This window comes from Pseudalkalibacillus hwajinpoensis, assembly GCF_039851965.1.
In the GTDB taxonomy this organism is placed as follows: domain Bacteria; phylum Bacillota; class Bacilli; order Bacillales; family Guptibacillaceae; genus Guptibacillus; species Guptibacillus hwajinpoensis_E.
On record NZ_CP156675.1, the window covers coordinates 251541 to 276545 of the forward strand.

General features: G+C 38.8%; 22 protein-coding genes and 4 pseudogenes. 18 read left to right on the top strand and 8 right to left on the bottom strand.

Annotated features, from left to right (window positions below):
• Positions 1-17 precede the first annotated feature (17 nt).
• The 3 genes from ABFG93_RS22355 (at position 18) to ABFG93_RS23245 (ending at position 1263) form a co-directional block, all read left to right on the top strand.
• The gene (locus tag ABFG93_RS22355) at positions 18-194 is read left to right on the top strand and encodes a hypothetical protein (RefSeq protein ID WP_347552993.1); all 177 of its coding nucleotides are present in this window, start codon (positions 18-20) and stop codon (positions 192-194) included.
• 475 nt (positions 195-669) lie between these two features.
• Positions 670-900, top strand: coding sequence for a DUF3953 domain-containing protein (locus ABFG93_RS22360; protein ID WP_347552994.1), 231 nt, complete (start codon positions 670-672; stop codon positions 898-900).
• A gap of 120 nt (positions 901-1020) precedes the next feature.
• Positions 1021-1263 carry a DUF2651 family protein gene (locus tag ABFG93_RS23245; RefSeq protein ID WP_431522106.1) on the top strand — a complete coding sequence of 81 codons (243 nt, stop codon included), beginning with the start codon at positions 1021-1023 and terminating at the stop codon, positions 1261-1263.
• A 237-nt stretch (positions 1264-1500) separates the two neighbouring features.
• Here ABFG93_RS23245 and ABFG93_RS22365 read toward each other — a convergent pair whose 3' ends face one another.
• Positions 1501-2964: a flavin monoamine oxidase family protein gene (locus tag ABFG93_RS22365; protein WP_347552995.1), complete on the bottom strand. Its 1464-nt coding sequence runs from the start codon at positions 2962-2964 to the stop codon at positions 1501-1503.
• 951 nt (positions 2965-3915) lie between these two features.
• Here ABFG93_RS22365 and ABFG93_RS22370 point away from each other — a divergent pair.
• The 14 genes and pseudogenes from ABFG93_RS22370 (at position 3916) to ABFG93_RS22435 (ending at position 19913) form a co-directional block, all read left to right on the top strand.
• Entirely contained in the window at positions 3916-4812 is an 897-nt protein-coding gene (locus ABFG93_RS22370; protein ID WP_347553244.1) for a branched-chain amino acid transaminase, read from the top strand.
• Between the two features lie 861 nt (positions 4813-5673).
• Complete coding sequence (locus ABFG93_RS22375; protein ID WP_347552996.1) at positions 5674-6468, top strand: phosphotransferase; 795 nt, start codon at positions 5674-5676, stop codon at positions 6466-6468.
• 212 nt (positions 6469-6680) lie between these two features.
• Entirely contained in the window at positions 6681-6965 is a 285-nt protein-coding gene (locus ABFG93_RS22380) for a hypothetical protein (RefSeq protein WP_347552997.1), read from the top strand.
• Positions 6926-7432 (top strand): annotated as a pseudogene (locus ABFG93_RS22385) (Type 1 glutamine amidotransferase-like domain-containing protein); the annotation flags it as partial. The gene ABFG93_RS22380 and the pseudogene ABFG93_RS22385, both read left to right, overlap by 40 nt.
• A 1281-nt stretch (positions 7433-8713) precedes the next feature.
• Complete coding sequence (locus ABFG93_RS22390; protein WP_347552998.1) at positions 8714-9496, top strand: hypothetical protein; 783 nt, start codon at positions 8714-8716, stop codon at positions 9494-9496.
• Positions 9465-11462, top strand: coding sequence for a type IV secretion system DNA-binding domain-containing protein (locus ABFG93_RS22395; protein WP_347552999.1), 1998 nt, complete (start codon positions 9465-9467; stop codon positions 11460-11462). Before ABFG93_RS22390 ends, ABFG93_RS22395 begins: the two co-directional genes overlap by 32 nt.
• Positions 11459-12535 carry a conjugal transfer protein gene (locus ABFG93_RS22400; protein ID WP_347553000.1) on the top strand — a complete coding sequence of 359 codons (1077 nt, stop codon included), beginning with the start codon at positions 11459-11461 and terminating at the stop codon, positions 12533-12535. The genes ABFG93_RS22395 and ABFG93_RS22400 overlap by 4 nt, the downstream gene beginning before the upstream one ends.
• A gap of 5 nt (positions 12536-12540) precedes the next feature.
• Positions 12541-12771, top strand: a complete 231-nt coding sequence (locus ABFG93_RS22405; protein ID WP_347553001.1) for a TcpD family membrane protein — start codon at positions 12541-12543, stop codon at positions 12769-12771.
• Positions 12768-13157 (top strand): TcpE family conjugal transfer membrane protein, encoded by a 390-nt coding sequence (locus ABFG93_RS22410; protein WP_347553002.1) that lies wholly within the window; start codon positions 12768-12770, stop codon positions 13155-13157. The genes ABFG93_RS22405 and ABFG93_RS22410 overlap by 4 nt, the downstream gene beginning before the upstream one ends.
• A 14-nt stretch (positions 13158-13171) precedes the next feature.
• Entirely contained in the window at positions 13172-15622 is a 2451-nt protein-coding gene (locus ABFG93_RS22415) for an ATP-binding protein (protein WP_347553245.1), read from the top strand.
• Entirely contained in the window at positions 15622-16053 is a 432-nt protein-coding gene (locus ABFG93_RS22420) for a hypothetical protein (protein WP_347553003.1), read from the top strand. The genes ABFG93_RS22415 and ABFG93_RS22420 overlap by 1 nt, the downstream gene beginning before the upstream one ends.
• A 10-nt stretch (positions 16054-16063) precedes the next feature.
• Positions 16064-18259 carry a CD3337/EF1877 family mobilome membrane protein gene (locus ABFG93_RS22425; RefSeq protein ID WP_347553004.1) on the top strand — a complete coding sequence of 732 codons (2196 nt, stop codon included), beginning with the start codon at positions 16064-16066 and terminating at the stop codon, positions 18257-18259.
• 68 nt (positions 18260-18327) lie between these two features.
• Complete coding sequence (locus ABFG93_RS22430) at positions 18328-19365, top strand: bifunctional lytic transglycosylase/C40 family peptidase (protein WP_347553005.1); 1038 nt, start codon at positions 18328-18330, stop codon at positions 19363-19365.
• A 32-nt stretch (positions 19366-19397) separates the two neighbouring features.
• Positions 19398-19913 carry a hypothetical protein gene (locus ABFG93_RS22435; protein WP_347553006.1) on the top strand — a complete coding sequence of 172 codons (516 nt, stop codon included), beginning with the start codon at positions 19398-19400 and terminating at the stop codon, positions 19911-19913.
• Positions 19914-20137: 224 nt separating this feature from the next.
• Here ABFG93_RS22435 and ABFG93_RS22440 read toward each other — a convergent pair.
• Positions 20138-20203 (bottom strand): annotated as a pseudogene (locus ABFG93_RS22440) (YjcZ family sporulation protein); the annotation flags it as partial.
• A 390-nt stretch (positions 20204-20593) separates the two neighbouring features.
• Here ABFG93_RS22440 and ABFG93_RS22445 point away from each other — a divergent pair.
• Positions 20594-20770: an aspartyl-phosphate phosphatase Spo0E family protein gene (locus ABFG93_RS22445; protein WP_347553007.1), complete on the top strand. Its 177-nt coding sequence runs from the start codon at positions 20594-20596 to the stop codon at positions 20768-20770.
• Between the two features lie 193 nt (positions 20771-20963).
• Here the strand turns inward: ABFG93_RS22445 and ABFG93_RS22450 are convergent.
• From ABFG93_RS22450 to ABFG93_RS22475, 6 genes and pseudogenes are all read right to left on the bottom strand, one after another.
• Positions 20964-21119, bottom strand: a pseudogene (locus ABFG93_RS22450) (MerR family transcriptional regulator); the annotation flags it as partial.
• 276 nt (positions 21120-21395) lie between these two features.
• The gene (locus ABFG93_RS22455) at positions 21396-22238 is read right to left on the bottom strand and encodes an N-acetylmuramoyl-L-alanine amidase family protein (RefSeq protein ID WP_347553008.1); all 843 of its coding nucleotides are present in this window, start codon (positions 22236-22238) and stop codon (positions 21396-21398) included.
• Positions 22239-22592: 354 nt separating this feature from the next.
• Entirely contained in the window at positions 22593-22796 is a 204-nt protein-coding gene (locus tag ABFG93_RS22460) for a DUF6366 family protein (protein WP_347553009.1), read from the bottom strand.
• 79 nt (positions 22797-22875) lie between these two features.
• Positions 22876-23388 (bottom strand): annotated as a pseudogene (locus ABFG93_RS22465) (IS3 family transposase); the annotation flags it as partial.
• A 449-nt stretch (positions 23389-23837) separates the two neighbouring features.
• Positions 23838-24482 (bottom strand): hypothetical protein, encoded by a 645-nt coding sequence (locus ABFG93_RS22470; RefSeq protein ID WP_347553010.1) that lies wholly within the window; start codon positions 24480-24482, stop codon positions 23838-23840.
• Between the two features lie 5 nt (positions 24483-24487).
• Positions 24488-24634, bottom strand: coding sequence for a hypothetical protein (locus tag ABFG93_RS22475; RefSeq protein WP_347553011.1), 147 nt, complete (start codon positions 24632-24634; stop codon positions 24488-24490).
• Between the last annotated feature and the right edge of the window lie 371 nt (positions 24635-25005).

A 25005-nucleotide genomic window follows, 5' to 3' on the forward strand; every position in this document is an offset into this window, starting at 1 on the left:
TAAGAGGAGGATTGGATATGCGAGGGATAATTTTTTTGTTGGAGCTTTTATTTCTTTTGTCTGTAGTGGGATTAATAGCTTCTTCACTTGGATTGGAAGTCCTAAAAGATTGGAAAGTAACCTTAATTATTACGGCTGGGGCCTTATTTTTAATTACGACGATATTAAGAAAACAATACAAAAGCTCAACTTAGCATCCTTACAGAAATAAAGCGAGAAAGCCTACAGTTTTAATCGTGGGCTTTCTCGCTCGTCTCTTTTATAGGAAAAAAATCTGGTGGCCCCATCTAAAAATGACAAAGAAAAAAATGATAACGACTATCACACTCACGGTTTGCCACCAATGTTCAAAAATCTTCATAATTTATTACTTCTTTTGAAGTTGTTGGTTGGTACATGAACTCAGGTATTCAACCAAACAATTTCGAAGACTGGGCTAAATATGAAGGTGATAGACGTTATTTAGAAGATTGGCAGCTATCCCTTCTTAAAAGTTGGGATTGTGGAAGGGATTCAATAGAAATCATAAATGTTATGAAAAGTATCGTGCTGGAGTTTAAAAACGTTCATAGCTCCCTTTGCAATAGGCTAGAAATAAGCTAAAACACTGTTTGGATTAATAAAATTGTAGGCATGAGGATTGTTGAGGAAGATGAAAGGGGGATTTGGTTGAAAATTTTACGATACGTTCTATCAATAGCAACTTTTACACTTGCTGTTTATGGATTGATTACAAGTAATTTTGAGTTTAATCATATTATGATATTTCTTTTAGGACTTACAATGTTGATTATAGGAATAGAAGAATTTCAGAAAGAAAGAAAAGCAATTGGAATGTTACTTGTTGGTGTTTTCATATTCTCCTTATTTGTATCAATCGAGGGGTTTTTATTAAGCTAAAGGGAGCAAATCTGGAAGATGACCACCAACGTTTAATGCTTAGTATAAATACACTTTAGTTCGGCGCTAAAATGTGAATAGTTTTTTTCAAAAATATAAGGAGTGATCTATATCTATTTAATGCAAATTGTATTATTTCTTCTTCCAGCAGTTGCTCTTTTATTAGGTGGGTTAGGATATTTTATTTTTAAAAATTTATATGTAGCCCCTTTGATCGTTATAATAACAGCAAGCATTTCAGTATACACTGTGTTTAATTCTTCATTTTGGATATGGGTAGTTATTTACACTTTGGTATCATTTTTGGCAGGATTATTTGTTAAACTACTTTCTTCAAAAAGGCAGACATCAAATACCTATTAAACAATCGGGAGTTTAATTGAATAAGAGGTAGAGTCAGGAAAAAGGTTTTATCTTTGTAAATCCGCATTTTCCTGACTCTAGACACTACCCCTACTTATGTAAAGGACATTTAAAAAAAGCTAAGCAGCACTATTTAAAGGGTGAGTCTTGTAAGAAGCAGGGGTCAGTCTTATCATTCCAAGAGGCACCCTTTTTACAATTAGCTTTTTGGATCCATGATTATAATTAAACGGCAAATTATCCTCTTTCATTAATTTCATAAGCTGTTCGTATTCCTGACTCAATTGCCCCTTCTATCCACCCATGAAAGGAAGAAGTGTGCTCTCCTGCAAAATGCAACCTACCTTCAGGTTGACGAATGACCTCGGAAAACTTTTCTCCCTGGCCCGGGAGGAAGAGAGTAAAAGCCCCACCGGAATATTGATTTAAGGTCCAATTATATGAAAACGCCTGCATGTATTCTTTATATACAATATTCCCATAGATTTTGGCCAAATCGTCCAGCAATTCACGTACCATCTCGTTATGGGGTAAACCAGCCCAAAGGATCGCATCTTGTCCCCAACTATAACTTGCCAATAAAACCGCTGGACCAGCGGAACCTATTCCGTGACTTGGAATATAAGAAAACCTTGAAGGAAGATCCGTTACGGCATTTCCTACCCCTGCCTTCTCCCAAAAGCGATGTCGAAATTCTATGCCGATTTTAACGGCAGGAAGGTTTATAAGTTCTCGTATAATCTGCCGTTTCTCAAAGGATATAGAGTTATAAGGGAAGACATCTATATATTGAAATACAGAAAAAGGAACGGTGACAATTGCATAATCTCCCTCGTACTGATGCCACCTGCCAGTTATAAGATCTATTGCTTGGATTTTTACACCATTGTCCATCTGATAAATTTTATCCACTTTTCGGTTCAATCGAATATTATGCTGCAGCTCCTTCATAAAGGATAAGGGTAATTGATCATTCCCTCCGTCAATCTCGAAAAACCTCACCGTTTTACTAAAAATCGGATAAATAATATCTGTTAAAATATCCACAAAGGAAAATCCCGGAAACCCTTCAAGTCCTAACATGACACCTATGCTCCTTATTGCGGAAGTCGATAAAGGTCTCCCAATAGGATTAAACTCAAGAAACTCGCCCATGGAATACTCTGCATATTGTGCTTTTAGCTTCTCCTGTTCCTCCGGGGTACTATTTGAATAAAGTTCTATAAATGGTTGAGTAGCCTCCAAAAAAAGCTCGATGGCGGTTTTACCTTTTTCATTTTCATTAACTGGGAAGTTTAAAATATCAGGGTTTTCCTCGTACATTTTCCTTGTAGTTAAAACATTATTTACATAAATCAAATCGACAGGTGAGGAATTAATGAAAGGATTAATAGGCAATTGAAAACGTCTTATATATTCAAACACCAATTCGTGATTATCAGGGATTCTCATTGCTCCTACATCTAAATAATTACCTGAAGTAAACGGATGCCTTACTGTATAAACCCTCCCTCCAATACGATCATTACCTTCTAATATGATCACATGATTACCGGCTTCTTTAAGCAAAGAAGCAGCAACAAGACCAGCCATCCCCCCTCCTATAATAAGAACTTTTTTGGGACGGGACTTTTTTTCTAATCCTTTTTTTATAAATCTAAGCATATCATTTGGGTAACCTAATTTGCCGAGCTCTTTCAAAAATTCTCCCCCTTTCTCTAATCCATTTATATGGGGGGAAGAGTATTTTTATTTAGACATTCTTACTCAAAGATTATGTAAGAAAAGAATGGGTAGTTACGCTCGCTCCCCTATGGGTTAAGAAGTTAATTTCTATTTTTGAACCTCTAATTGTTTCCAAAAAATTTATTTTACTAAATAAGTTGAAGTGTAGAATATTGACAGACCTAGTTATTGCTTTTGGGTGTATCCGTAAAAAATACTTCTGCTATTGAATTCTATAGGTCAATGGGGATGATAACAAAAAGTAGAAAAATGGAGAGTATCTTTAACTGACGAAGGCGTTAGTTATAAATTTATTCGAAGATATCTTGAAATCAAGTCTTTCAGTATAGGAGGCAATACATTAAGTCATTAAAAGAAGGATAAATAACTTTAGACAATTAAGATAAAGCAGGAGGGATCGGAGAAATGGATATTCGCTTTGTTAAAAGCTCAGATTATTATGTTCTTCCACCTTTAATTAACGAATGGCGGGGTGGCAGGGGCAGAACGGAGGCTGAAGCCATAGTTAAGGTATGCCTCACGGCTGATACGGTGAGAATCGTTCTTTGAGATAGGAACTGACGAACTTCCAAAGGTAAGGGTCTAAATTTTTCAACATAAGGAAACTTATGTGTCATCTTACGATGACGTGAGTGGTGTGGAGCAGGGGAAAAGCCGGAGATAACCTCAAACGCTTACCTATTGCTAACTTAACTGTAGTATAGATAAGCTTTTTTGTAGAAAATCATTGAGTTCTTGGGGTTTAGATATTTCTAGAGACCCTTTATGAAGGTTGAAGGGCTTATATATTATGGAATTAAAGAAAGCCTGTCATTTCATTCATAACTAAATTTCAATTTCGATGTTGATAGTGAAACAATTCCTGGCATATAGTTTTATTAAAAAGGTGTGAATGCTGTGGCCTTAATGTTTGATAGAGATCGATTTGTGGATGAGCGTTATTTAAGTGTGAGTGTAAAAAATAAAGGGCTGAATTATGGTTTGGGTTGCATAGATGGAATTCGAGCTTTTTGGAATGAGCAGAAAAATCAATTGTTTATTTTTCGATTAGAAGATCACTTGAAAAGATTCCACGGCTCTGGAAAGAGTTTGTTTATTAGCATCCCCTATTCTGTAAAGCAATTGTCTTCCATAACCAAACAATTGCTTTTGTTAAACCGGGTCACTCAGGATGTTTACATACGACCGATTTGTTTTAAGGGAGCGAATACTTTACGTCCCGATATAAATGACCCGTTTAATCATCTGGCTATCTATACAGACCTTACGGAATATGAAGCGAAGCCATTTTTAAAAGTATGTATATCCTCTTGGACTAGAATAGGAAGTAATATGATTCCTCCCCAAGCCAAACCTTCAGCGGGGTACATGAACTCTGCACTGGCGATCAATGAAGCTGTTATGAATGGTTATGATGAAGCTCTCTTCTTAACAAAAGAGGGGAATGTCAGTGAAGGCTCTGCAGAGAATATATTTATTGTCCGTGGGGGTATGGTTCTTACCCCTCCTTTATCAGATGATATCCTTCCTGGGATTACTAGGGATACGGTTGCTAAGATCTTAAACAAAGAGTTAAATATACCAATCCTTGAACAAAGTATGACAAGGGTTGAATTATATGAGGCAGATGAAGTGTTTTTAACGGGAACGGCTATTGGAATTAAGCCAGTAGTAGAGATTGATCGAAGGGTGATTGGGAAAGGGAAAATAGGCTCGGTTACTTCAAAAGTTCAACAAATCTACAATCAAATCGTTCGTGGGGAAATGCCATTTTATAGGAATTACTGCTATCCCTTATATTAGAATGCTGTAATCTTTTAATAGCCTTTTTCTTTGTTCCAGAATAATAGCTAATAGGAGCGTTTAGTTTTTAATTAAAAAAAGATAGCAATAAATACTTTGTTTTTTCTGATTATCTTGAGCTCAAATCTTCCATAAAAGAGACGATTACCTAAAATTTAATAATTGTTTCCTTATGGGTACCCTGCCTATGTACTAAAGAAGCCTAATTGCTCCACCAGTTATGGAAGACCATTTCGGAGGTTCACCTTCTAAAAGTAAAGATAATGAAATCCAAACTATTGGGAATAAATTTGTGGCTACGAATGCCCAAACAATACGGTTCCTCATAATTAAATTTCCAAGTTTAAAATGTCCTTCTTTATTACATTCATGGTAATAGCCTAAAAGAATAATTAACAAGAGTAGGTTATAATAAAAGGCTGAATCTCAAGTATGTCTTGAATTCGAGTCTTCAACCATTGGGAGCGTTTGCTAAAAAAAAGTAAGCCCTCTATGTAGGTCTAGGGAGTTATTAAAATATGAACTATTCAAATTTTATGCATTGTATTATTTTGATCAATTAATGAAAAAACTTCCTGTACACTTTTTGATAGAGAAGTAAATGGAAGGGGAATTCAACTCAACATGTGGACAACCTTGTAATGATTATCTAAACAGACAGAATACTAACCTGTAAAAATAACGGGTGAAGTATGTCTATTTTTAAATCATTAACAAGGGGCGCTTGGTGTGTTAATTCCTAAGAACACAGGCGGATACCTTTGTATCTGCTTTTTTGTGTTTTAAGGAAATTTTACATCTCTAATAAACACACCTTTGTATCCTGAAAATTGTTTTTTTGCTAATGGAGGGGATTTTTAGATGTCAAAATATGAAAACGAAGAAATGCTTACAGGAGGGAATGTCTCAAACGTATATCGTTCGGGAGATACTGTTAGACGAGAATTAAAGCCAGAGAGTACTAAAATTCACAAGCTATTAACGCATTTAGAAAACAAAGGTTTCAATTATGCACCAACATTTTTAGGTGTTGATGAAAAAGGTAGAGAGATCTTATCTTTTATTGAAGGCGAAGCTGGCAATTATCCTTTAAAAGAATACATGTGGTCTAATGATGTTTTAAAGGAAATCGCAAAGATGCTCCGTCTTTACCATGATGCGGTGAGCGATTTTTCTTTTGATTATCGTTGGCAATCAATCGATAACACTCCAAAACCTTATGAGGTACTATGCCATAATGATTTTGCCATATACAACATTATTTTTAATTATAAAAGACCAGTTGGTATTATTGATTTTGATGTTGCTGCTCCTGGTCCAAGACTTTGGGACATTGTCTATACTCTTTATACTTGCGTTCCGTTAAGTAGGCTTTACCATACTGAAAACGGTGAACCAGTTTATTATGATTCATCACGGGATGCCAACCGTATTAAACATAGAGTTAACTTGTTTTTTGAATCCTACGGTATGGAGGGAATGAAAGCAGATTATTTAGAGATGGTCTTGCTACGATTAGAAGGGTTATGCAAAACAATAAAAAGAAAAGCCAAAGAAGGCGATATGGCTTTTCAAAAAATGATTGACGAAGGGCATCATGAACATTATCAAAATGAAATTAAATTTATTCGTGAACATGGAAAAGAGTGGATTTAAGAAGGGTTTGTGAACGAACTTGGAGCGCTTGATTAAAAAATGTATGCCTTTTCTACAGGTTCGAAACCGTATGTAGAATAATATTGAAATTACTTTTGCGCAGAAAGTGAAGGGAGATGAACGAATTGGAGTTTACACAAGATAATAGTAATTAATATGGTGGTTAAATTAGACTAACCATCATTTATCATAAACCGAGGTGGGTGGTTAGTATGACAAGGACAAAATTGATAATCGTCGAAGGTATGTGGGGTTCTGGTAAGAGCACTACAGCTGAATTGATTTATGACCATTTAACAGAATGTGGCATCGACACGCGTCTATTCCTTGAGGGAGATTTAGACAACCCAGCAGATTACGATAAAGTCGCATGCTTTACACATAATGAGTATAACAATCTATTAGAAAAGTATTCAGACTCTATCCGATTGATTCAGTCAATTACTGAAAGCAAACCTCACATTTATCTTTATTTAACCCCCCAACAAGAGATTTAGAAAGTTATATTTTGGATAAAGATATCATTTACGTGGGAGGAGGTAACACAAAAAATCTATTAGATTTATGGAGGGAATGGGGGCTGGATAGAATCATCAAAAAGGCATACGATCAAGAAATAATATTAGCTGGTATTAGTGCAGGATCCATCTGTTGGTTCGAAGAAGGAGTTACAGATTCATTTGGAGACGAATATGAGCCATTAAAATGTTTGGGGTTCCTCAAAGGCAGTAATTGTCCTCATTATGATGGAGACAAGGATAAAAGACTTGTTTATCATAAACTTATTGGTACAAGGAATATACAACCAGGAATTGCAACAGATGATGGTGTTGCTGTTCATTACATAGAGCAAGAAGTTAGTAAAATAGTCAGTTCAAGACCTAATGCTAAAGCATATCAAGTTTCCTTTGATGAGAAGGTTATAGAGAAGGAATTACAAACAAAATTTCTAGGGAATTGCTAAACAATCGGGAGCTTTAATTGAATAAGTCAAGACTGAATAACAGCCACATCTTAATCCCAGAGGGATTAAGATGTGGCTTATTTATTTTTGCAAATACCTATACAAATCATAGTGCAAATTCCAGTACATTTTCCCTTGCTTTTTCATATGAAAAATAAGGTTTTGCGATAGGTAACGGAACCCGTTAAGGTAAGTGGGGTCTCTTCTTTAAAAAACTCGTCTAACAACTAGTAATTTTGTAACGCATATAAAGTGGTTTTATTTATGCTTCATACATTTTGATCGTTTTTTTCAACTTAAACATTAATCGTTTTATGGTATTTAGAGTTCTGTCTAGCGTGGTTCGATCGCTGAAGATGACTTAACAGTGGGCAGGTATTGGTTGGATCCATCCTCTAGTTTTATACGCATAATGGGTCCAGGTAAGATGTAATAAGAGGAAAAATATAGCGTGTAGGTAATTGGAATTAAATTCCCAAAATTGTTTGAAAACGGTTGCAAAACATTTGTTCGTCAAGTACACTGTGAACAAGAATGAGATGGGAATAAATGGAGAGTAAAACCGAGAACTAAACATGAATTTAACCAATAATTAGACGTGAGTCAATTCACTTTTTATTCCGGTTTTATTTTGGTGCAAACCCCAATTCTATAAGGGTCAGAACTCACCTCCTTTCACTTCGTTTTCAGTAGAAGACCTCACCCCATCCACGTACGTTACTGTGATGAGGTCTTCTACTACTCGTTACAGTCGGTGGGATTCGAAAATATAATTGGGGTTTGCTGAGTGGATGGGATGTAGGTAGGTTGGGTTAAAGGTAGTTAAACTAAGTTTGGGGATCAAGTGAAGTGAAGGTCAAAATGGGATTAGGGAATTGGGATCAGATCAAGTGATAAGTTTAAGTGCGTGAAAGGTCAAGAGATTATTCAAGGTCTAAGGAAAGAAAAAAGTCTTAAAAAGTTAAGTTCAAAGTTAAAAGCGAAAGGCAAGTTCAGGTAAAAGAGTGCGGTTCAATATCTGTATAAAAATGAGTCATATTGGATAATTATGCAAGTGGTGAGGTGTGTCATCTTACCAAGAGGATTGGTAATGTTCGCATGTGTTTTTGCTGTTTTTTGTGCTGAGGTTTGTGGGGTTTATTGTGATTAAGTTGTTAATGGAATTGTCATTGTTTTTACGGGTCTTATTTGGTCCATGAATGGCTTTTGTTAGGTGTTGTTTTGTTAATCTTTTAAAGAGGAGAGTGAATTCTTACTTTGTTGAAAAGGGATGATTTGTAAATGGCACTTAAGTATAGTGGTTTGAAAGAAAAGGATCTTGAGTATATGACGTTCGTGTTGAGAAATGGCGTTGTTACAGCTAAGCAGATCAAGTTAAAGTTCAGAGAGCCGAATTTGTCACGTGTTTATCGCCGGTTGCAGAAATTAGAAGATCGGGGCTATTTAAAACATGAACGAGTGGCTCATAAAGTTGGGGTCTATTATGGCACTCAAGACGCGAGAGATATCGCGAATGTATCGGCTACCATTCCTCAGAAAGCAACCATCTATACGATGCAGCATGAGTTACTGATGACAGATTTAATATTGTTTTATGAGTTTCAGGCGGAGAAAAAGGGTGTTACCTTTCGATACAAATCTGAGCGAGAGATTCGTTTTGAAATGATAGGAGAAGGTGACAATCAGAGTAAGCTAAAGGCCTTTAATGAAAAACGAGATCGTATTCCAGATGCTGTCTTTTTCTTTATTTTACCAAACAATCAAGAAACGACGACGTGGGTTGAACTCGAGCTTAATAAAAAAGATCGGAAACGGTATGAGGAAAAATTCAAGTTGTTTGAAGACCTTCTTTCTGGAAAGAAACACGAGGATTATCGCTATGCCTTTGATCAAGTGATGTATTTTGCGGATGAAATAAAAATACACAAATTGGTCAATGAAGCCAAACAAAAGTTGGTCAATGGAATGAAGATTGTTGTGAAAGATATACCTTCCGTGGTTTTAGATGAAAACTGGGATGAGGTGATGTCTAGTGGAAGAACCTCACATGATGAGGCGAAATGACCAGTCACAACAGACAAAAAATGACCAGCTGATTGGAGATCTTGTTCTATACGCAATTATCGGAGTCATCACCATTTGTTTTGCGCTTCCTGCTTTACTAGGTATGTTCCTGTTTGCCTTATTGCACGTTTTAAAACGAGAATGGCTTTCTTATATCGCATTAATTCTAGGGGTCTTGACTTTGTTCATTCAGTATCAAACGGGGACTCTTCTTTCTTATTTTGGGCTTGTTTCTGACATGAATATTCCCTATCTCACGACAGGGGTTGAGCGTGTTTTACATGAGGGAAGATCCATACCTGTCACAGCGGCAAGTTACTTTAATTTACTTGGAATTGCCTTAATTTTTTCATTTGGTTATTCGCTCTACGCTAAGTACTTTTGGAAAAAGCGTGTGAATACGAAGCATGGGGACACTCAAAAGAAGAAAGAGGCTAATCTGTATCAACGATTTCGCAAAAAACGCGTTGTCTTTCTGAACAAAAAACAATTGGGTTATCGGAAAAAGCCCTCAAAAGAAATATTTGTTGGTTACACGGACTTTAAAGAAAGAGTCTCTCTAAACGAAAAAGAACTGAATTATCATATGCTGGCGACTGGTGGTACGGGTACTGGGAAAACGACATTAATTGCTTCTCTAATGGAATCGGCTTTGCAACAGAATAAACCGGTTATCTTTGTTGATGGAAAAGGTGAACGAAAGGCAATGCTTGAGTTTAAAGCATTATGTGAGGCCTACGGCAAGACCGTTTATATGTTTTCAGAGCTTGATGATCTTACGTATAACCCTATTAAAAATGGCACACCAACTGAAACGCGAGATAAGCTAATGTCTCTTTTTACCTTTTCTACTGAAGGAGATGGCGCTTACTACACCGATATCGCTTCTCGATATTTGCAGTTGGTCGTTAAGTTGTTAGATGAAGCGAAGGTTCCACGTGATATTCAAACGATTTATGAATTAACCGATAGGAAATCCATTCAATCGTTCTTTAAAAAAAACAGTACAGAGCGCGAAATTGAAGAGGAGATTGAGGTTGAGGAAGAAGTTGCTATTGAAGAGGCGCAGGCATCTACAGATGAAAATGATTTTAGTGACTTTGGTGATTTTACTGTAGAAGCGCCTCAAGAAACGCAAACAAAAACAATGAAAAAGACGTTCCTTGAGAAGAAGAGTCGAAAAGTGACCTATCTTGAGGAGGGCATCGAAGATATAAAAAATATTCTTGACAGAGACTTTCCAGAAGACCTTATAGAGGGCTGTCTCATCCGTCTCAAAATGCAGTTAGGTGAGTTGCTCGAATCTGATTTAGGTCATTTGTTTGTCGAGAACGACCAGGGGATTGACCTTCAAAAGATTACGGATGAAAACAATGTAGTGATTTTTAGCATTTCAGGAAGTCGCTATTCGGATTACATCAAGAAGCTCGGGAAAATGGTGATTTTAGATGTTAATAGTTTAGTTGCTTACCGACAAGCACATGGAAGAAAACCAATTTTCGCTGTTTATGATGAATTCTCAGCTTATGGTGATCGTCGCATTGTCGATATTGTCAATAAGGCACGATCAGCAGGATTTGAATGTATCATTTCTACTCAAACTCTTTCAGACATTGATAGTGTTGATCCGATCATGACCGAGCAAATCATTTCAAACTGTAACGTCATTGCAACTGGTCGTGTTAATTCGTCTAAAGATGCGGAACGCATCGCTGAAGTCTTTGGTACTTTTTCTGATCGAGAAATTACTCAACAAATTGAAAAGAAGAACAATTTAATGCGCTTTGAAGCAGACATGGGGACGATTCGTGATGTCCAGAGATTCAGAGCTAACCCGAATGACATCAAGAATTTACAAATTGGGGAAGCGTTTATTAATCGGAAGATGATCGAGGAAGATTCAGGAGGTACCTATTTCCGCCGAGTGTATGTTCGTAATGCCTTGCAACTAGGAGGGATTAAATGAATTTCTTCAGCAAATTGAAGGCAGGTCTAAAAAGAAATGTGAAACAAGGACGTAAGAACGTAATGAAAGATGATCGCCGGTTGAAATCGTCTCGTTTTAACGGACGGTTTGCATTCTCTATAACGTTTTGGTTGGTGTTAGCTGGGGTGGTATTCTTCGCTTTTCAGTCCTGGGCGAGAACGGGGTTTCTAAATGAAAAAGTAAACGGGTATCAAGATCAAGCTTCAGCGCAAATCGCAAGTCTCAATGAAGTCGGGTTTTCGAATTCGCCTGCAGGTACCGATTATGCGAATCGATTTCTTGAGACTTATCTCAACGTGCCGAGTGATAAGGAAGAACGTGAGAAGCGAGCAGAAACGCTTCAAAGCTTTTTGGCTGAAGGGCTGAAGGTCGGGGAACTCGAAAACTTGAGCGCATTTGAAGGAAAGCGTGTCTTAAAGGATGTTAGCTTATACGATGTGAAAAATGTTCGGGAAGATGCGGCTAGTTACGTGTACCGAATTGATTATGAGCTTTTCAATGTTATTGAGACGAAAGAGGAAGTAGAAGTAAAAGAGAAGGATGAAGAAGGGGAGGGGAAATTAGTTACTGAAGAAAAGGTGACAACGAAAGACGAATCAGTAGGGGTTAAACAGGAAATGATCGTCGTTCGTCTTGGGACAGATGGAAACTCTTTTAATGTGATTGAACAACCTTTTTATCAAGCTCTTCCAAGCGAGACGAGACTCGCTGCCGTGTCGGATCAAACGGATCAGGCTGATCAGAACGTTAAAGTAGAAGACGAATTGAAACAGTTCGCGACACAATTTTTCACTTCTTATACAACCAACTCCGTTGAGGAGATGTCTTACTTAATGGAAAATCCTGAATCACTTCAAGGCCTCTACGACTACCGGGGTGTGGAAGATTTCGTTGTTTATGATGGAGAAGAAGGACAATATGTTTTAAAGTCGATTGTGCTCTTACAGGAAGCGAATACTGGGTTACAAACGAAGCATCCGTTTACCCTTGTTGTGAGCAAAGAGAACAATAAGTATTACGTTCAGGAACTTAAACACACCATAGGAGGATGATCGAAATGCCGGATATTACAGGTCTTACCGATTACGTGTCATCACAGGTCGCCGCCATTGTGTTCATCGTGATGGTTGTCATGATCGTACGAGCATTTGTTTCTCAGCGATGGGGTATGTTTTTCTCGAGCTTCATCTTTGCGGTGGTTTGTTATGTAATTGTCGCAAATCCCGGGGAATTTGAAAGTATGGCGAATGCGATTTGGAATTCTGTTAAAAGTGGTGGCCTCAGTTGAGAGCTGAATCCTATAGTTACCGAAAATTCTTTAACTATCCGTTAAAAATTTGGAAAATTGGGAAAGGTGAGAAATCTTTAGTTTTCTCTAAAGGCGTTGAAATCAGACAAATCCTTCTTGCCTTTTTCCTCTTTGGGATCCTATTCCTTTTTCGAGGGAGCATTAATGCCATTTTGCCAACAGCCTTGCAACTGGCTTTTTATGCCATGTTGCCCTGGATGATCGCTGGGGCGATCTGCCGAAGTCGCTTAGACGGAAAGCGCCTTGATCGTTTCTTTATCGGATACTTCCGATATCTCCACAATAAACGTTTTAGTTACAGCAGCTATAAACCTGTTTACCAGCCTCAAATGAAAAAAGTTCAGTCGTATGAGCGATTTCAATAAGGTGGTGCATTTTGATGTTACAGTTTCCCATTCAATCGTATCAAGAAAATGTGATTTATACGCATGGTGCGGAAGCCTGGTCTTATTATCGCTTGCAGGAAAGCACGGTAGGCGTCAATGAACAGGAAGCCGAAAATCATCTTGTGAACCGTCTCCAACGCTTGGCGTTACAGCTTGCCGTTTTTGAAGAAATTGATTATAAGATTTTGCCTGTTCCGATTAACGTCGATCAACGGATGGATCATCTAAAAGGAAAGTATAAAGGGAAGTATGCTGAGACAGGGAACTACTACGCAGAACGAGCCAAAGAAATTCTGCGTGAGGAAGCGAAAAACATGGTGGAGTACAAGTTCTTCATTGGTGTGAAACTAAAACGTCGAGAGCTTGATGAACGACTAATGGCGACTTTCTCTACTTCATTTAAAAGTATGAATCGGTACCTGCAGAAGCTTGCTGGTTTTGAGGATGATGGGGTCGATGAGTTAACCGCGAGTCTCTTCTGTGAATCCGAAGAGGATGCGTATACCACCCTTAATAACTTTCTACATGCGTATCGTGTAAAGGAAAAAGAATTGCGCTACCTCATTCGTCACCAGTTTGTTCGAGGGCAATCGGGGCCTGATGGGGTGGGGAGTGTGTATAGCCTGACGGAAGGCATGCTTGATCCTGGTAAAGCAGGTTATCTCCATATCAAACAGTTGGAAGAGGAATCCTGGTGCGCGTTTCTTCCCGTTTCTGAATTTCCGATTGATCTCAGCTATACAGACTGGGCATACTTTTTTCAATCTTACTCTTTCCCAGTGGAAGTCAACATGCGCACAATTTACAAACAGAAAAAAGAAGACGAAAACCAGACGAACAAGATTAAAAAACGGTTTCGAGATCAGGATGCGCAACTTATTGAAGCCAATGAAGACGATGACAGCTTAATCAATACAGGTCGCGAGCTGTTACATGATTTAGAAAATCAAATAAAAAACCAAGGAAAACCCCTTCTCAGAACGCACATTCATTTTGTGGTGTATGGTGCTACGCGTGAAGAAGTTCGAAAGCGAGCCAGAAGACTGAAAATCGACTTTGACGATCACCAAATCGAACTTGTGCAGCCACTAGCCGATCAACTCCTCTTATTCCATCAATCACTTCCAGCATCTAAGGTTGTTGCTCATGACTGGGAACAGGTTTTAACACCTGAGTCATTTGCGGAATCTCTTTTTTCACTCACCCGAAAAGTTGGCAATACAGTCGGATTCTATCTTGGAAAAAACATATCGCACGAAGGTGAAAGTGTTGAAAATTCACAGTCCCTTGTGTTTTATCACCCATTCCTCGCTCACCAGGGCTTACCAGGATCGAAGTATTCGTCACCACACGTGACCATTTCAGGTCCAACTGGTATGGGGAAATCCTATTTACTTAAGGATATTTTACTTAACGCGGTCTTTTTCGGGGCGAAAATTCTCATGACGGATCCAAAGGACGAAGTTGAAAAAAAGTTCAAGAACGCGCTCACCCCAGAAATGGCGCACCAGGCACCTTTTTTTAAAGAAATGATCGAGAGCTTTAACTACATTACGCTCTCTAGTGACATGAGAGATGCTGGAAAGCTTGATCCCTTGACCTTTCTTGAAGGGGAGGAAGCGACAGACGCAGCCGTAGGCGTGCTTGAATACTTATCTGAGCTTCAATCCAGTGAACGGAATATCAAAACTGCAATTTATAAAGGGGTCCGTCACGTGGTGCAACAGGAGAAGAAGCCGGGTCTTTTAAAAGTCATTCGTTACTTACAGAATTCTAGCGATCAGGATGTTCGAAATGTTGGTGATTTGCTTTACGAGATTGGGAGAAACGGGATTGCAAAGCTGATGTTTTCAGAAGGGGATGTGGAAGGCATCAGCCTTCATGAACAAGTGAACATCTTACAGATTCAAAACCTGAACCTTCCAGACGAGGGAGACATAGCCGTGACGCGTGATGAACATATTGCCGTTGCTCTCATGCAGCCGTTGGCGAAATTCGCCACGAAGTTTGCGCGCGATGATTCCGTTGTGAAGATGACCATTTTCGAAGAGGCCTGGATGCTGATGAATACAGGGGCTGGCGATCGTCTCATTAATGAGTTGTTACGCACTGGCCGATCCTTGCGGTCAGCTGTCTACATCATTACGCAATCCACTTATGAATACAACAAACCCCAGATTAAGGAGAACATTGGAACAAAGTTCGCTTTTAAAGCCAAGACGACGGAGGAAGCTGGTAACATCATTGAGTTTCTTGGTATGGAAGATAACAAAGTGAATCGCGATATGTTAAAGAATCTGACCGAAGGGCAGTGCATTGTGGAAGACATGTATGGACGCACTGCCAAGATTCAAACGGATGTCCTGTTTGACGAATGGATCAGTGCCTTCAATACGAAAGAGAACGATCGAGATGCAGTCGAAACCGAGGAGGCGTTCATCTAATGAAACGATTGTTTCTATCTCTCATCACTCTGACTATCCTATTAGCCGGGTGTAATCAGAGCACGTCTCCTGAAGAGATCGCTAAGATTGCTTATGAATGGGAAGAGGCTAAGTTTAATAATAATTATACTAAACAGCAGGAATTAATTTTTGAAAAAGGGTCTTATGAAGTTGATAAAGGATCTAAAAAAATAGATTCAGGTTTAAATTATGATGATATACAATTTGAAGTTTATTTCGATACAGAGTTAGAGCATTATTATGTGTTTGCGAATTTTGATAATCCAAATGGAGACAACGCCGTAGAAGATAATGTGGTTTTGCGTGAAAAGAATGATGAGTGGAAAGTTGATACAAGCCACAGTTTAGATGTGAGCCGGGAGGAGATTAAAGAGAAGCTTGAACGGAAGTCGTGTATCCACTGCGAATAGGAGGGGTGAAATGAGGTTCCTGAAAAGAGGGTTGAGTTTCGGTTTCGTGATGTTGTTTCTACTTTTGCCGACGGCTTCCTTCGCTGAAGAACCTTCTCCGATAGTCCAGAAAAATGAGGAAACGTTGGGTCGAGTAACGCTGGAAAGCAAAGAATATCCTCTTGAACATTATCGAATGGAGGCCGACATCGGGAATGGTTTGAAAGAAGTAGGTGACGGGGCTCTTCATGCGATCAATCAGGGGATGTGGGGGTTTAATAAGACGATTGCTAGTTTTACCCTTTATTCGATCAACCAGCTTATGTCATTCGATTTGATAAGCAGTATGGTTAGTGAAGCTGGAGTGATGAGTGAACGTATTTATGAATTGATGTCCGGGACCTTTTTGTCTCTTTTCATCATTTTCGTAGGTGCTTCCGCAGCCTGGCGTTATTTTGTCAATCATCAGGTCAGTCATGCGGTAAAAGCGATTTTAGGGGCATTGGGCATCATGGTACTGACGTTTTGGTTTTTCTCGAATGCCACAGGAAATATCCAGTGGTTGAATGAAAGAGGCGCCGAGCTTGAGGGGATTGCAAGCTCAGCTAATGTGCTGATTAGCTCTGACGAATTTGACTCGAATGCCGCGTACGACCCAAAAGAAGGGACTGCGGTGTTAGAAAATCAGTTGTTTAACCTGATGGTTAAACGGCCTTACTTATTGTTGAATTATGGGTCTACGAAAGAAGCAGAAGTAGTAAGTGAGGATCCAAATCGAGTGAATAAGTTACTGGAGGTCAAGCCTTTTACAAATGAAGGTATTGAGGATCGCAAAAATATAGTTAAGGAAGAAGTTACAGAGCTAGATAACAAACAAATGTCACCTCAATTTAGTGGAGAACGCTTTGGTTACCTTATTATCACGATCATCTCCACCATTGCCCTATCGATCCCTGTCTTGTTGTTGGGTGCCTTTAAGTTTTTGCTTCAAGTATGGTTCTTAGCGCTTGTTATTTTCACAGCGATTCCTCTCGTTCTCTCGTTAATCCCAGCTTATAGTGAGAGTGCATTGAATCATGGGAAAAAGCTTGTTGGGGTTCTGATGATGAAAGCTGGTCTCGTGCTTTTAATTGCGGTTATTACGGGCCTTGTTACCTTACTCTATGAATCTGTCAAAGTGACGAATGGAGTGGAAGGTTACGCGTTTGTTGTTTTCTTAATCTGTCTTACGATGTGGGGCTTATTCAAGTATCGTTCTGAAATCTTTGAAGTAGCGTCTGCCGGTATGGTTCAGGGCCAGCAAGTCGTCGAGCGAGCGACTACTAAATCCATTGATAAAGTAGGGGAGGCGAGGCAGAAAACGACGCAAACGGCAACCCGGATGGTTGGGAAAGCTCATAAAAGCTATCAGAACCAAAAGCGCTATTCTGAAAGAGAAGAAAAAGTTGCAGAGCGTAAGACAGCCACAGGTGGTTCAGTTGAAAATGGGAAACGATCTGAACAGAGAAAAGCATCAGGGGAAATGCAATCTCAATCACAACAGACGATAACGAATAAGAAAGGGGCATCTATCGCTGGAACAGGAGTTGAAACGACTCGGTCAGCTGCGCGGACTGCTGGAGATGGCGTGGTGAATTTACGTGATTATAAAAAGGGAAGGGAGGAAACGTCCATCAATAAAAAGGATGGCGTTCAAGGAAAGCCTTCGGAAGGGCCTCCTTCACAAGGGCGAAAAGCAGAAGTACGGAAACAAAGAGAGAACAGGCAAGAACAGGTGAAAGGGGCGACTCAACGAGGAGGACGAGACGTTCAAAACGCTTATCGTTCTGTTTTTGAAACACGTTCCCCAAACCCTACGAAAGCCACAGAAAGTAAGGAGAAACATAGGGGAGATTCTCGTCAGGAACGTAGCAATAAAGGTAACACGACACCTGCTCTTTCCAATAGTCGTAATCCTGGCGTGTCTGATGCTGAGAGAATCGAGAGAAAAAAAGCATTAACGTCTAGTAAACACGATTCAGTATCCCAGGTGCCATCTCGACGCCGTAAACTCTTTTCTGAACGTACTGTAAGTGAACGTGAGGCGGCTGTTTCGGTTGACCCGGACAAGCCGATCACAAAATGGGAAGCGCAGCAACAGATTGATAAACGGCGTGCGAGATCTCATGCCCTAGATCGATCGGAAAGCCGTAAACCAGGGCGTCATCATTCTAAAAGGCGAAAATGAAGTGGAGAGGTTTATCTTGCCACTAATATTGTTCAATACATCACAATTTTGTTTGGAAAGGAGAACCTATGCAAGGTGTGTTAAGGAAAGGAGCGAAAGTTGCTGGAGCCGTTACTATTTTTAAAAACCCACTTACCTGGATTGTGGCAGGGATCCTCCTTCTTCTTACGTTTCTTTTTAGCATCGCTATGTTCCTTTCGATTAGCCTGGGCGGTGAGAATCAATTCGAATCTGGCATGTCAGGAGAAGAGGCCGGAGGCACGGCACAGGTTTCAGCTGAGGTCTTGCGGTATGAACCGTTGATTACTCACTATGCAACTGAATATGAAGTGAGTGAATATGTTGGTCTTATTTTGGCACTTATTCAACAAGAGTCAGGAGGCAGGCATTTGGATGTGATGCAGTCTTCTGAATCCATCGGGCTCCCACCGGGAACCATCACGGATCCTGAATATTCGATTCAACTTGGGGTGAAGTATTTTGCGGAAGTGATGAAACAATCGAAAGGGGATATTCATTTAGGGTTGCAATCTTACAATTTTGGTAGTGGGTTTATTGGATACGCGTTAGAGCGAGGTGGCTATTCGAAAGAAGTCGCCATTGATTTTAGTGAGATGATGGCCGTAAAGATGGGGTGGGAGACCTATGGTGACGTGAATTACGTTCAACATGTGCTTCGCTATTATGATATGGAAACAGACAGTGTACTCGTTCAGGGAGATGGGACCCAAACGTTTGATGTAGCAGAAGTTCACGGGATTATGAAGAAGTATCTCGGCCGCCCGTACGTATGGGGCGGACGGACCCCAGCAGCAGGAGGGTTTGACTGTTCCGGCTTACTTGAATACGCGTTTGCGCAAGTTGGCATTGATTTATATGGCACGGCCCAATCTCAGTATGACAAAACAGTACCAGTTTCTGAAGAGCGCATTAAACCTGGAGATTTGGTATTTTTTTCAACATATAAGCCTGGCGCCTCTCATGTCGGCATGTATGTGGGGGATGGGCAATTTATCAATGCGAATAGTGGGAACGGAACCTCGTATTCTTCCGTGGATCAGTGGAAAAGCTTATATCCCTTCTTAGGGTTTAGACGGGTTCAGTAATGGAGGTGAGAGCGCTGGAGCCAGGTCAAAAGATGAAGTACCTCTTGCTTATAATTGGATTTATCGCGACGGCTGTGGTTATTGTATACGTCTTTAGCTTGCAGACACAATTACGAGATGTTCGAGCGAATCAACATTACTATGAGGAACAAATCGCCTCACTCTCTACGGTCAGCAATACGAATGCGCAGGACGTTAATCGAGCGTTTCTAGAAATTTTTTTCACCTACAAAAAGACAGCTGAGCGATACAAAGACATTCAACCTTTCATGACCGATCAAGGGCATCAGGCGATCCACCCTTCAGGCACTGAGCTTCCTAAGTCAGAGCCATCAGTTCAGTCCACCATGGTAGGGTTGAAATCATTTGAGTACCAGTCGTCCAAAACGGAAGCAGAATTTTTTAATGAATTTAATCTCAGTACAGAATTCAATGATGTCACAAACACAGAAACGGTCATTGTCAAAACATCTTTGGTTTATGTGAAAGAGCAAGGGTGGAAGATTGATGATGTTGAGTTTATCGGTCAGCTTACAGGAAGAGAATAAAATGATAAAAGAAGATGGAATTAAAGAGGTTTTCTACATTGAATTACTGCACCATTAATCCAAAATTACCAATAATATCACCTTACCTGAATGGAATGAGTTATCGTGATGCGGTCCTCTTGGAACGGATTATTGAAATTTTTTTGATTAATAAGACATTATTTCACCTCTTTTTCATTTAACAAAAAGGGTGGAGGACATTGTTCTTCGCTGTTTTATTCGCTTTAATAAAAAACAACAGCTGCGCCAACAATGATCAACAAGATCAACAACACCACGATGAGAGCAAACCTGGTTCATAGTCCTAACTCATTTTGCTTTTATACAACGGATGTAGTAGTGTATGAATCTTAGTTGATAAGAGTGGACGGAAAAAATGTTTTGTTTAAAGAAATTCCTGGTTTGTAACGAACCAAGTCAATCTGCTTAAGCAAGGGAGAGGAACCCTATACTTCAATGACTATATGACTTATTTCTCTGAAAGGGTTTGGTTATACAGTCCTAACCCGTTCTTTAGCTTTGGATTATCTTCTCAAACATCTACAGGATAAAGAGGTACTTTAATATTTTAAATCAAAAAAAGATTTTAATATAAAATTTTTACGTTGAAATCCCGATTAATAGAAATGGAAGAAAATATTTCTATTTACTCATCGAGTCGATATGAGTGAAAGCAGGAGGTGCTCAAAATTAAGAAAAAATTTACCAAAAATGAACTTATAGTAGAAATTGAAAGATTAAGAGGCGAAATGGTGAGAACCGCCAAGAATAGAGGTTTAAGCAGTAAGGATGTGCTAATAGTTAGTCAAGAGTTGGATGTTTTTTTAAATCTATTACAAAATCAGATGAGGGGTTGAGATGTATATAAAAGTAGAAGATTTAAAAATGGGTGATATCTTAATGCAACTTATTAAAAATGATGACGTACTGCTAGTGAAACGAGGTAGTATTCTTATACAGAATATGCTTGTGAGATTAAAGCAATGGGGGATTAAGAGAGTTGAAATTGAAAGTCATAGTTCATCACGGAGTGAATCGACACTCATATAGATAAATACGTTCTCCTTTTTCGTTTCTTTCAAAAGTATATCCGGATTTTTCTAAATCTATGGACCATCTTCTTAGTGTAGAGGTAATTACCTCTAATTCTGTAGCGACATCCTTAGCGAAATATCCAAACTCTGATGCGTTTTTAAATGCGTTCACCTCCAGGTCTTCATTTAATTCTATCACTATTTATTTTTATCCTGCACTTATAGTGTTTTAAATTAAAAAGATAAGCAAAAAAACTCCTATGCTAGCATGATAAAAAGGACGTAAGAGAAAACGTCCTTTTGACTATACAATTGTATTGAAGTTGCTTTCCCCTTTGAAATACATTATGTGATTCGCTTTTAAAAGGTCTTCGAATGAAATTTAGCTCTTCCACTCAAAGGATTAATTTTTAAGTGTTTTGGGTTTTTTAGTATTAAAATTTGAGTATTAAATCGAATCAATATACATTTTCACTTTTGCAGCCGTTTCAAATCGATTCGCGCCCGAAAGTACTGTAAACTTATCGGCTTTTAACCCCTTTGAGTTTCCACCTATTACGATCAATTCACTTGCAACTTTACTATTTGAAGCGACGCTTCTTGTATAAATAGGTGCTTCAATGCGGGTTGCTAATACTTCAGCAACAGGGTAATCAACAAAGGAATTCACGACTACCGCCACTTTTAACAACTTCTTTTCCTCCTCAGGTTTATAAGTCACGCCAAAATAATCACAAATTCCTTTGGCATGTTCGACCGCCACTTCTTTTTGAAAGTCTTTATCCAGCATGAGTAAAGCTTCTAACTTGGAATCCATAAATCCATTTTCACTTAGGATGGCTATCATATTTGTTTCCCGTAAAACGTGGAAATTTGCCTCTAAAATCCCCCTATAATTTTGTGGCGTCCCTTGTCGAAGATATTTTGCAATCGAAGAAGCTAGTTTACCAGCCTCTTTGTTTTTATGTCCTAAATAAACATATATCTCAATACCACTCGGATTTGATCCACTGAATGAGCCATCAAACGCATTGTAGTGTATCGCAATATAGGCATCTGCTTTCTTACTATTAGCAAGGTTTGTCCGTGTTGTGAGTGGCGTATCTTCATCGGTGGGAGCTACTAATAGAGTCTGAAATCCGCATCTCTCTAATTCAACTTTGAGATATTTAACTACTTCTCTGTTAAATTCATTTTCTTTTATAGAACGACCGATTTCTGGAATGTAGGGTGTTCTTTTTCCAGGAGTACTCATCCCATGCCCATCATCTAACGCAATCAGTTTAGGCATTAGTTCACCTCATTTCAAAAAAATAAGGGAAAAAATCCCTTTATATATTAGTTAATGCAAGTACCATAATTTCGTATGTGTTCTTTCATTAGTCTCACTCATTTATTTTCATCCTATCTTATATTCCTGATTCATTGTTAAATCGGAGGGACGGATGGAAATTTCATATTATTAAACTATTAATAGAAAGGGCGATGATAAGATTACTCCAACCAGAATTGGACTATCCAGTTCTGGTTATCGATCAAAATAATGAGATTAACAAAATGGTTAGTTTGTTAATCTAAAGGAGGTTGATCAATTATTTGATCAACCTCCTTGTAAAAATTATTTATATTACCGGTAATTATAGCGTTATCTAATAAAAAGCATGTAAATTATATAGGCTACGACTAGGATAACAATTAGAATAATAGTTCCTTTCCATCCTAAACTTCCTACTAAATCTACTAGATTGGTTCCCTCACTTCGATTCATTCCATCTCTCATATTTCCTGTGGGATTATTTTTAAGTTCTTTTTGTCTTAATCTTTCGCGTTCTCGCTTTGGATTAGACAATTCTCATCCTCCTTTACTTCGTTTATTACCTTTAGTTAACTTGTTATTGATGAATAATATCTGGAATGTCAACACTAAACTAGACAGCTATTTTAAGGTTCATAGACTTGTATTCAATCGGACTTAAATAGCCCAAAGTACCATGGATTCTAATGTTGTTGTACCAGTGTACGTAATCAAAAAGTTCTATATTGAGCTGCGCTTGGCTTTCGAAGTGGGTTTGATAAACAAACTCAGTTTTGATGACCTTAAACATCGCTTCAGCGACGGCATTATCATAAGGTGATCCTTTAAAGCTTAAGGAGCGTTTGATTTGGAAAGTTTCTAAGGCCTCATCAATCAATTTATTCTTAAACTCATTGCCACGATCCGTGTGAAATAGCTCAAAGTCATGCAGATTTCCTTTAATGCTAGAGAACGCACGGTAGACAAGGCTGGCGTCTTTTCGTGGACCTGCACTGTAGCCAATTATTTCGCGGTTAAATAGATCGACAAAGACACAGATGTAGTGCCATCTTTGTCCGACACGAACATCCGTTAAGTTACTGACAACCACTTTTAATTTTTGATCCTGATGAAATTCACGGTTCAATTAATAACGCAACATAACTCTTAGCGTACGTTTTCCACGTTTTGCTGTCTGGACCCCATAGGTGCTGTTCAAGGTCTGGATGACGCAAAAAATCCGAACGTCAAAAATAGACGTTCGGTTGGATGGCGCGGGTCTTAGGTTTGTGTTTTTAGGCGTCAATACAATAACGAAACACACTTTTATCCCGTATAAATAGTCAGACAAATATGCTAACATGAGATATAGGTAACTAATTTGTTTGCAAAACAAATAGTTAGAGGTGGTGTTCACTTGAAATTAGACAATAAAGAGAAAAAAGACTTACGCAAAGTCATATTAACCTTTGGATTTGGTTGTGCAGCACTAGCGTCAATCTCTTTTGTCTTTGATCTTTTTTGGAGTTAATGAATTGCATATGAATCTAAAAAAGCCCCTGATTTCTCAGGAGGCTTTTTTTATAATTATTGACATTAAGCGTAATCAAAGCATGCCATGATCGCCTTGATGTTGAATCCACCTGCCACAACGACACCACCAACACAAGCGGCACATACAGCACCTGTAATGGGGGCGCCCGCACAAGCTACGACACAAGTCCCTGCAATGATTCTGGCTACTGTCAAATCAACTAAAAGGACAGTAGATAGACAAAGCGCCACTTGATTAAACCCTTGGGGTTGAGGTTCAGCCACTTCATTGATGCCCTGGGATTGAATGGCTTGATTCATGTCGATGTTTTGTATTTTATCTAATTCTTTTTGTACTTCTTCATTGCTGACGTATTCAATATCTGAAACCTCATGTCTTACTAATTTATCATCTGTATACGTATCATAAACGACTGTATTGACATCACTTTCATAAAGCAGTGTTTCCGTATACGTTAGTATTTCATCGTTATTCATTACGACAGTCAAGTTACTAATAGGGCTGTATTCGTCGGATACGATCGGGATCGTGAGCGTTGTATTTTCTACATCACCCTCACGAACCTTGGCAACCTTTGCGTGGTTAATGTTTAATTTAGCGTTTTCAGCGTTTGACGCTATATCACCGCTATCAACAGCTTCTTGGTACAAATCTTTAGCTTCATCGATTACTTGGGGATCATCCACTATACTTATCTTTTGTGCTGTTTAGCAAGTACATCAAATTCGTTCGATTGTGCGTTTGCTTTTGCATTTGCCTCTAAGATCGGGGTAGACCATCCAACGATTACAAGCGCAATCACCATCATTACCGCTATGGCTTTTTGCCATGTTTTCATTCGAACCTCTCCTTTTAAATAATTTTCAAGATACGACGCAACCTTACAAAGTTTTCCAGATCCCTCGTAAACAAACTAGCAAGAATTTTCAAAAAAGTAAAGAACTGTTTTTTTCTTGAATAGAATACTGAGAGTTTTTCCTTTTAGGGCGGGCGTTTTATTTTTTAATCACTTTTAAGAATTCACTGTAGGTGTTGGTCTAGGTTTTGATGTAGATTATTCAATCGATAAAACAGCAAAACCGAACGTCAAAAATAGACGTTCGGATGCACTGTGTGCGTCACAAGATGGATTTCTTTAGCGTACTTCACCGCATTTCCGGTTCCACCTGACGATCCGTCGTGAAGCCCCAGAAGGAGGTTTGAATGACC

Coding starts and splice junctions, on each gene's coding strand:
- ABFG93_RS22375 (WP_347552996.1), top strand. CDS start 5,674: ATGTCAAAATATGAAAACGAAGAAATGCTTACAGGAGGGAATGTCTCA.
- ABFG93_RS22370 (WP_347553244.1), top strand. CDS start 3,916: ATGTTTGATAGAGATCGATTTGTGGATGAGCGTTATTTAAGTGTGAGT.
- ABFG93_RS22425 (WP_347553004.1), top strand. CDS start 16,064: ATGAGGTTCCTGAAAAGAGGGTTGAGTTTCGGTTTCGTGATGTTGTTT.
- ABFG93_RS22415 (WP_347553245.1), top strand. CDS start 13,172: ATGTTACAGTTTCCCATTCAATCGTATCAAGAAAATGTGATTTATACG.
- ABFG93_RS23245 (WP_431522106.1), top strand. CDS start 1,021: ATGCAAATTGTATTATTTCTTCTTCCAGCAGTTGCTCTTTTATTAGGT.
- ABFG93_RS22355 (WP_347552993.1), top strand. CDS start 18: ATGCGAGGGATAATTTTTTTGTTGGAGCTTTTATTTCTTTTGTCTGTA.
- ABFG93_RS22405 (WP_347553001.1), top strand. CDS start 12,541: ATGCCGGATATTACAGGTCTTACCGATTACGTGTCATCACAGGTCGCC.
- ABFG93_RS22475 (WP_347553011.1), bottom strand. CDS start 24,634: ATGAAAACATGGCAAAAAGCCATAGCGGTAATGATGGTGATTGCGCTT.
- ABFG93_RS22430 (WP_347553005.1), top strand. CDS start 18,328: ATGCAAGGTGTGTTAAGGAAAGGAGCGAAAGTTGCTGGAGCCGTTACT.
- ABFG93_RS22455 (WP_347553008.1), bottom strand. CDS start 22,238: ATGCCTAAACTGATTGCGTTAGATGATGGGCATGGGATGAGTACTCCT.
- ABFG93_RS22390 (WP_347552998.1), top strand. CDS start 8,714: ATGGCACTTAAGTATAGTGGTTTGAAAGAAAAGGATCTTGAGTATATG.
- ABFG93_RS22380 (WP_347552997.1), top strand. CDS start 6,681: ATGACAAGGACAAAATTGATAATCGTCGAAGGTATGTGGGGTTCTGGT.
- ABFG93_RS22400 (WP_347553000.1), top strand. CDS start 11,459: ATGAATTTCTTCAGCAAATTGAAGGCAGGTCTAAAAAGAAATGTGAAA.
- ABFG93_RS22435 (WP_347553006.1), top strand. CDS start 19,398: ATGAAGTACCTCTTGCTTATAATTGGATTTATCGCGACGGCTGTGGTT.
- ABFG93_RS22420 (WP_347553003.1), top strand. CDS start 15,622: ATGAAACGATTGTTTCTATCTCTCATCACTCTGACTATCCTATTAGCC.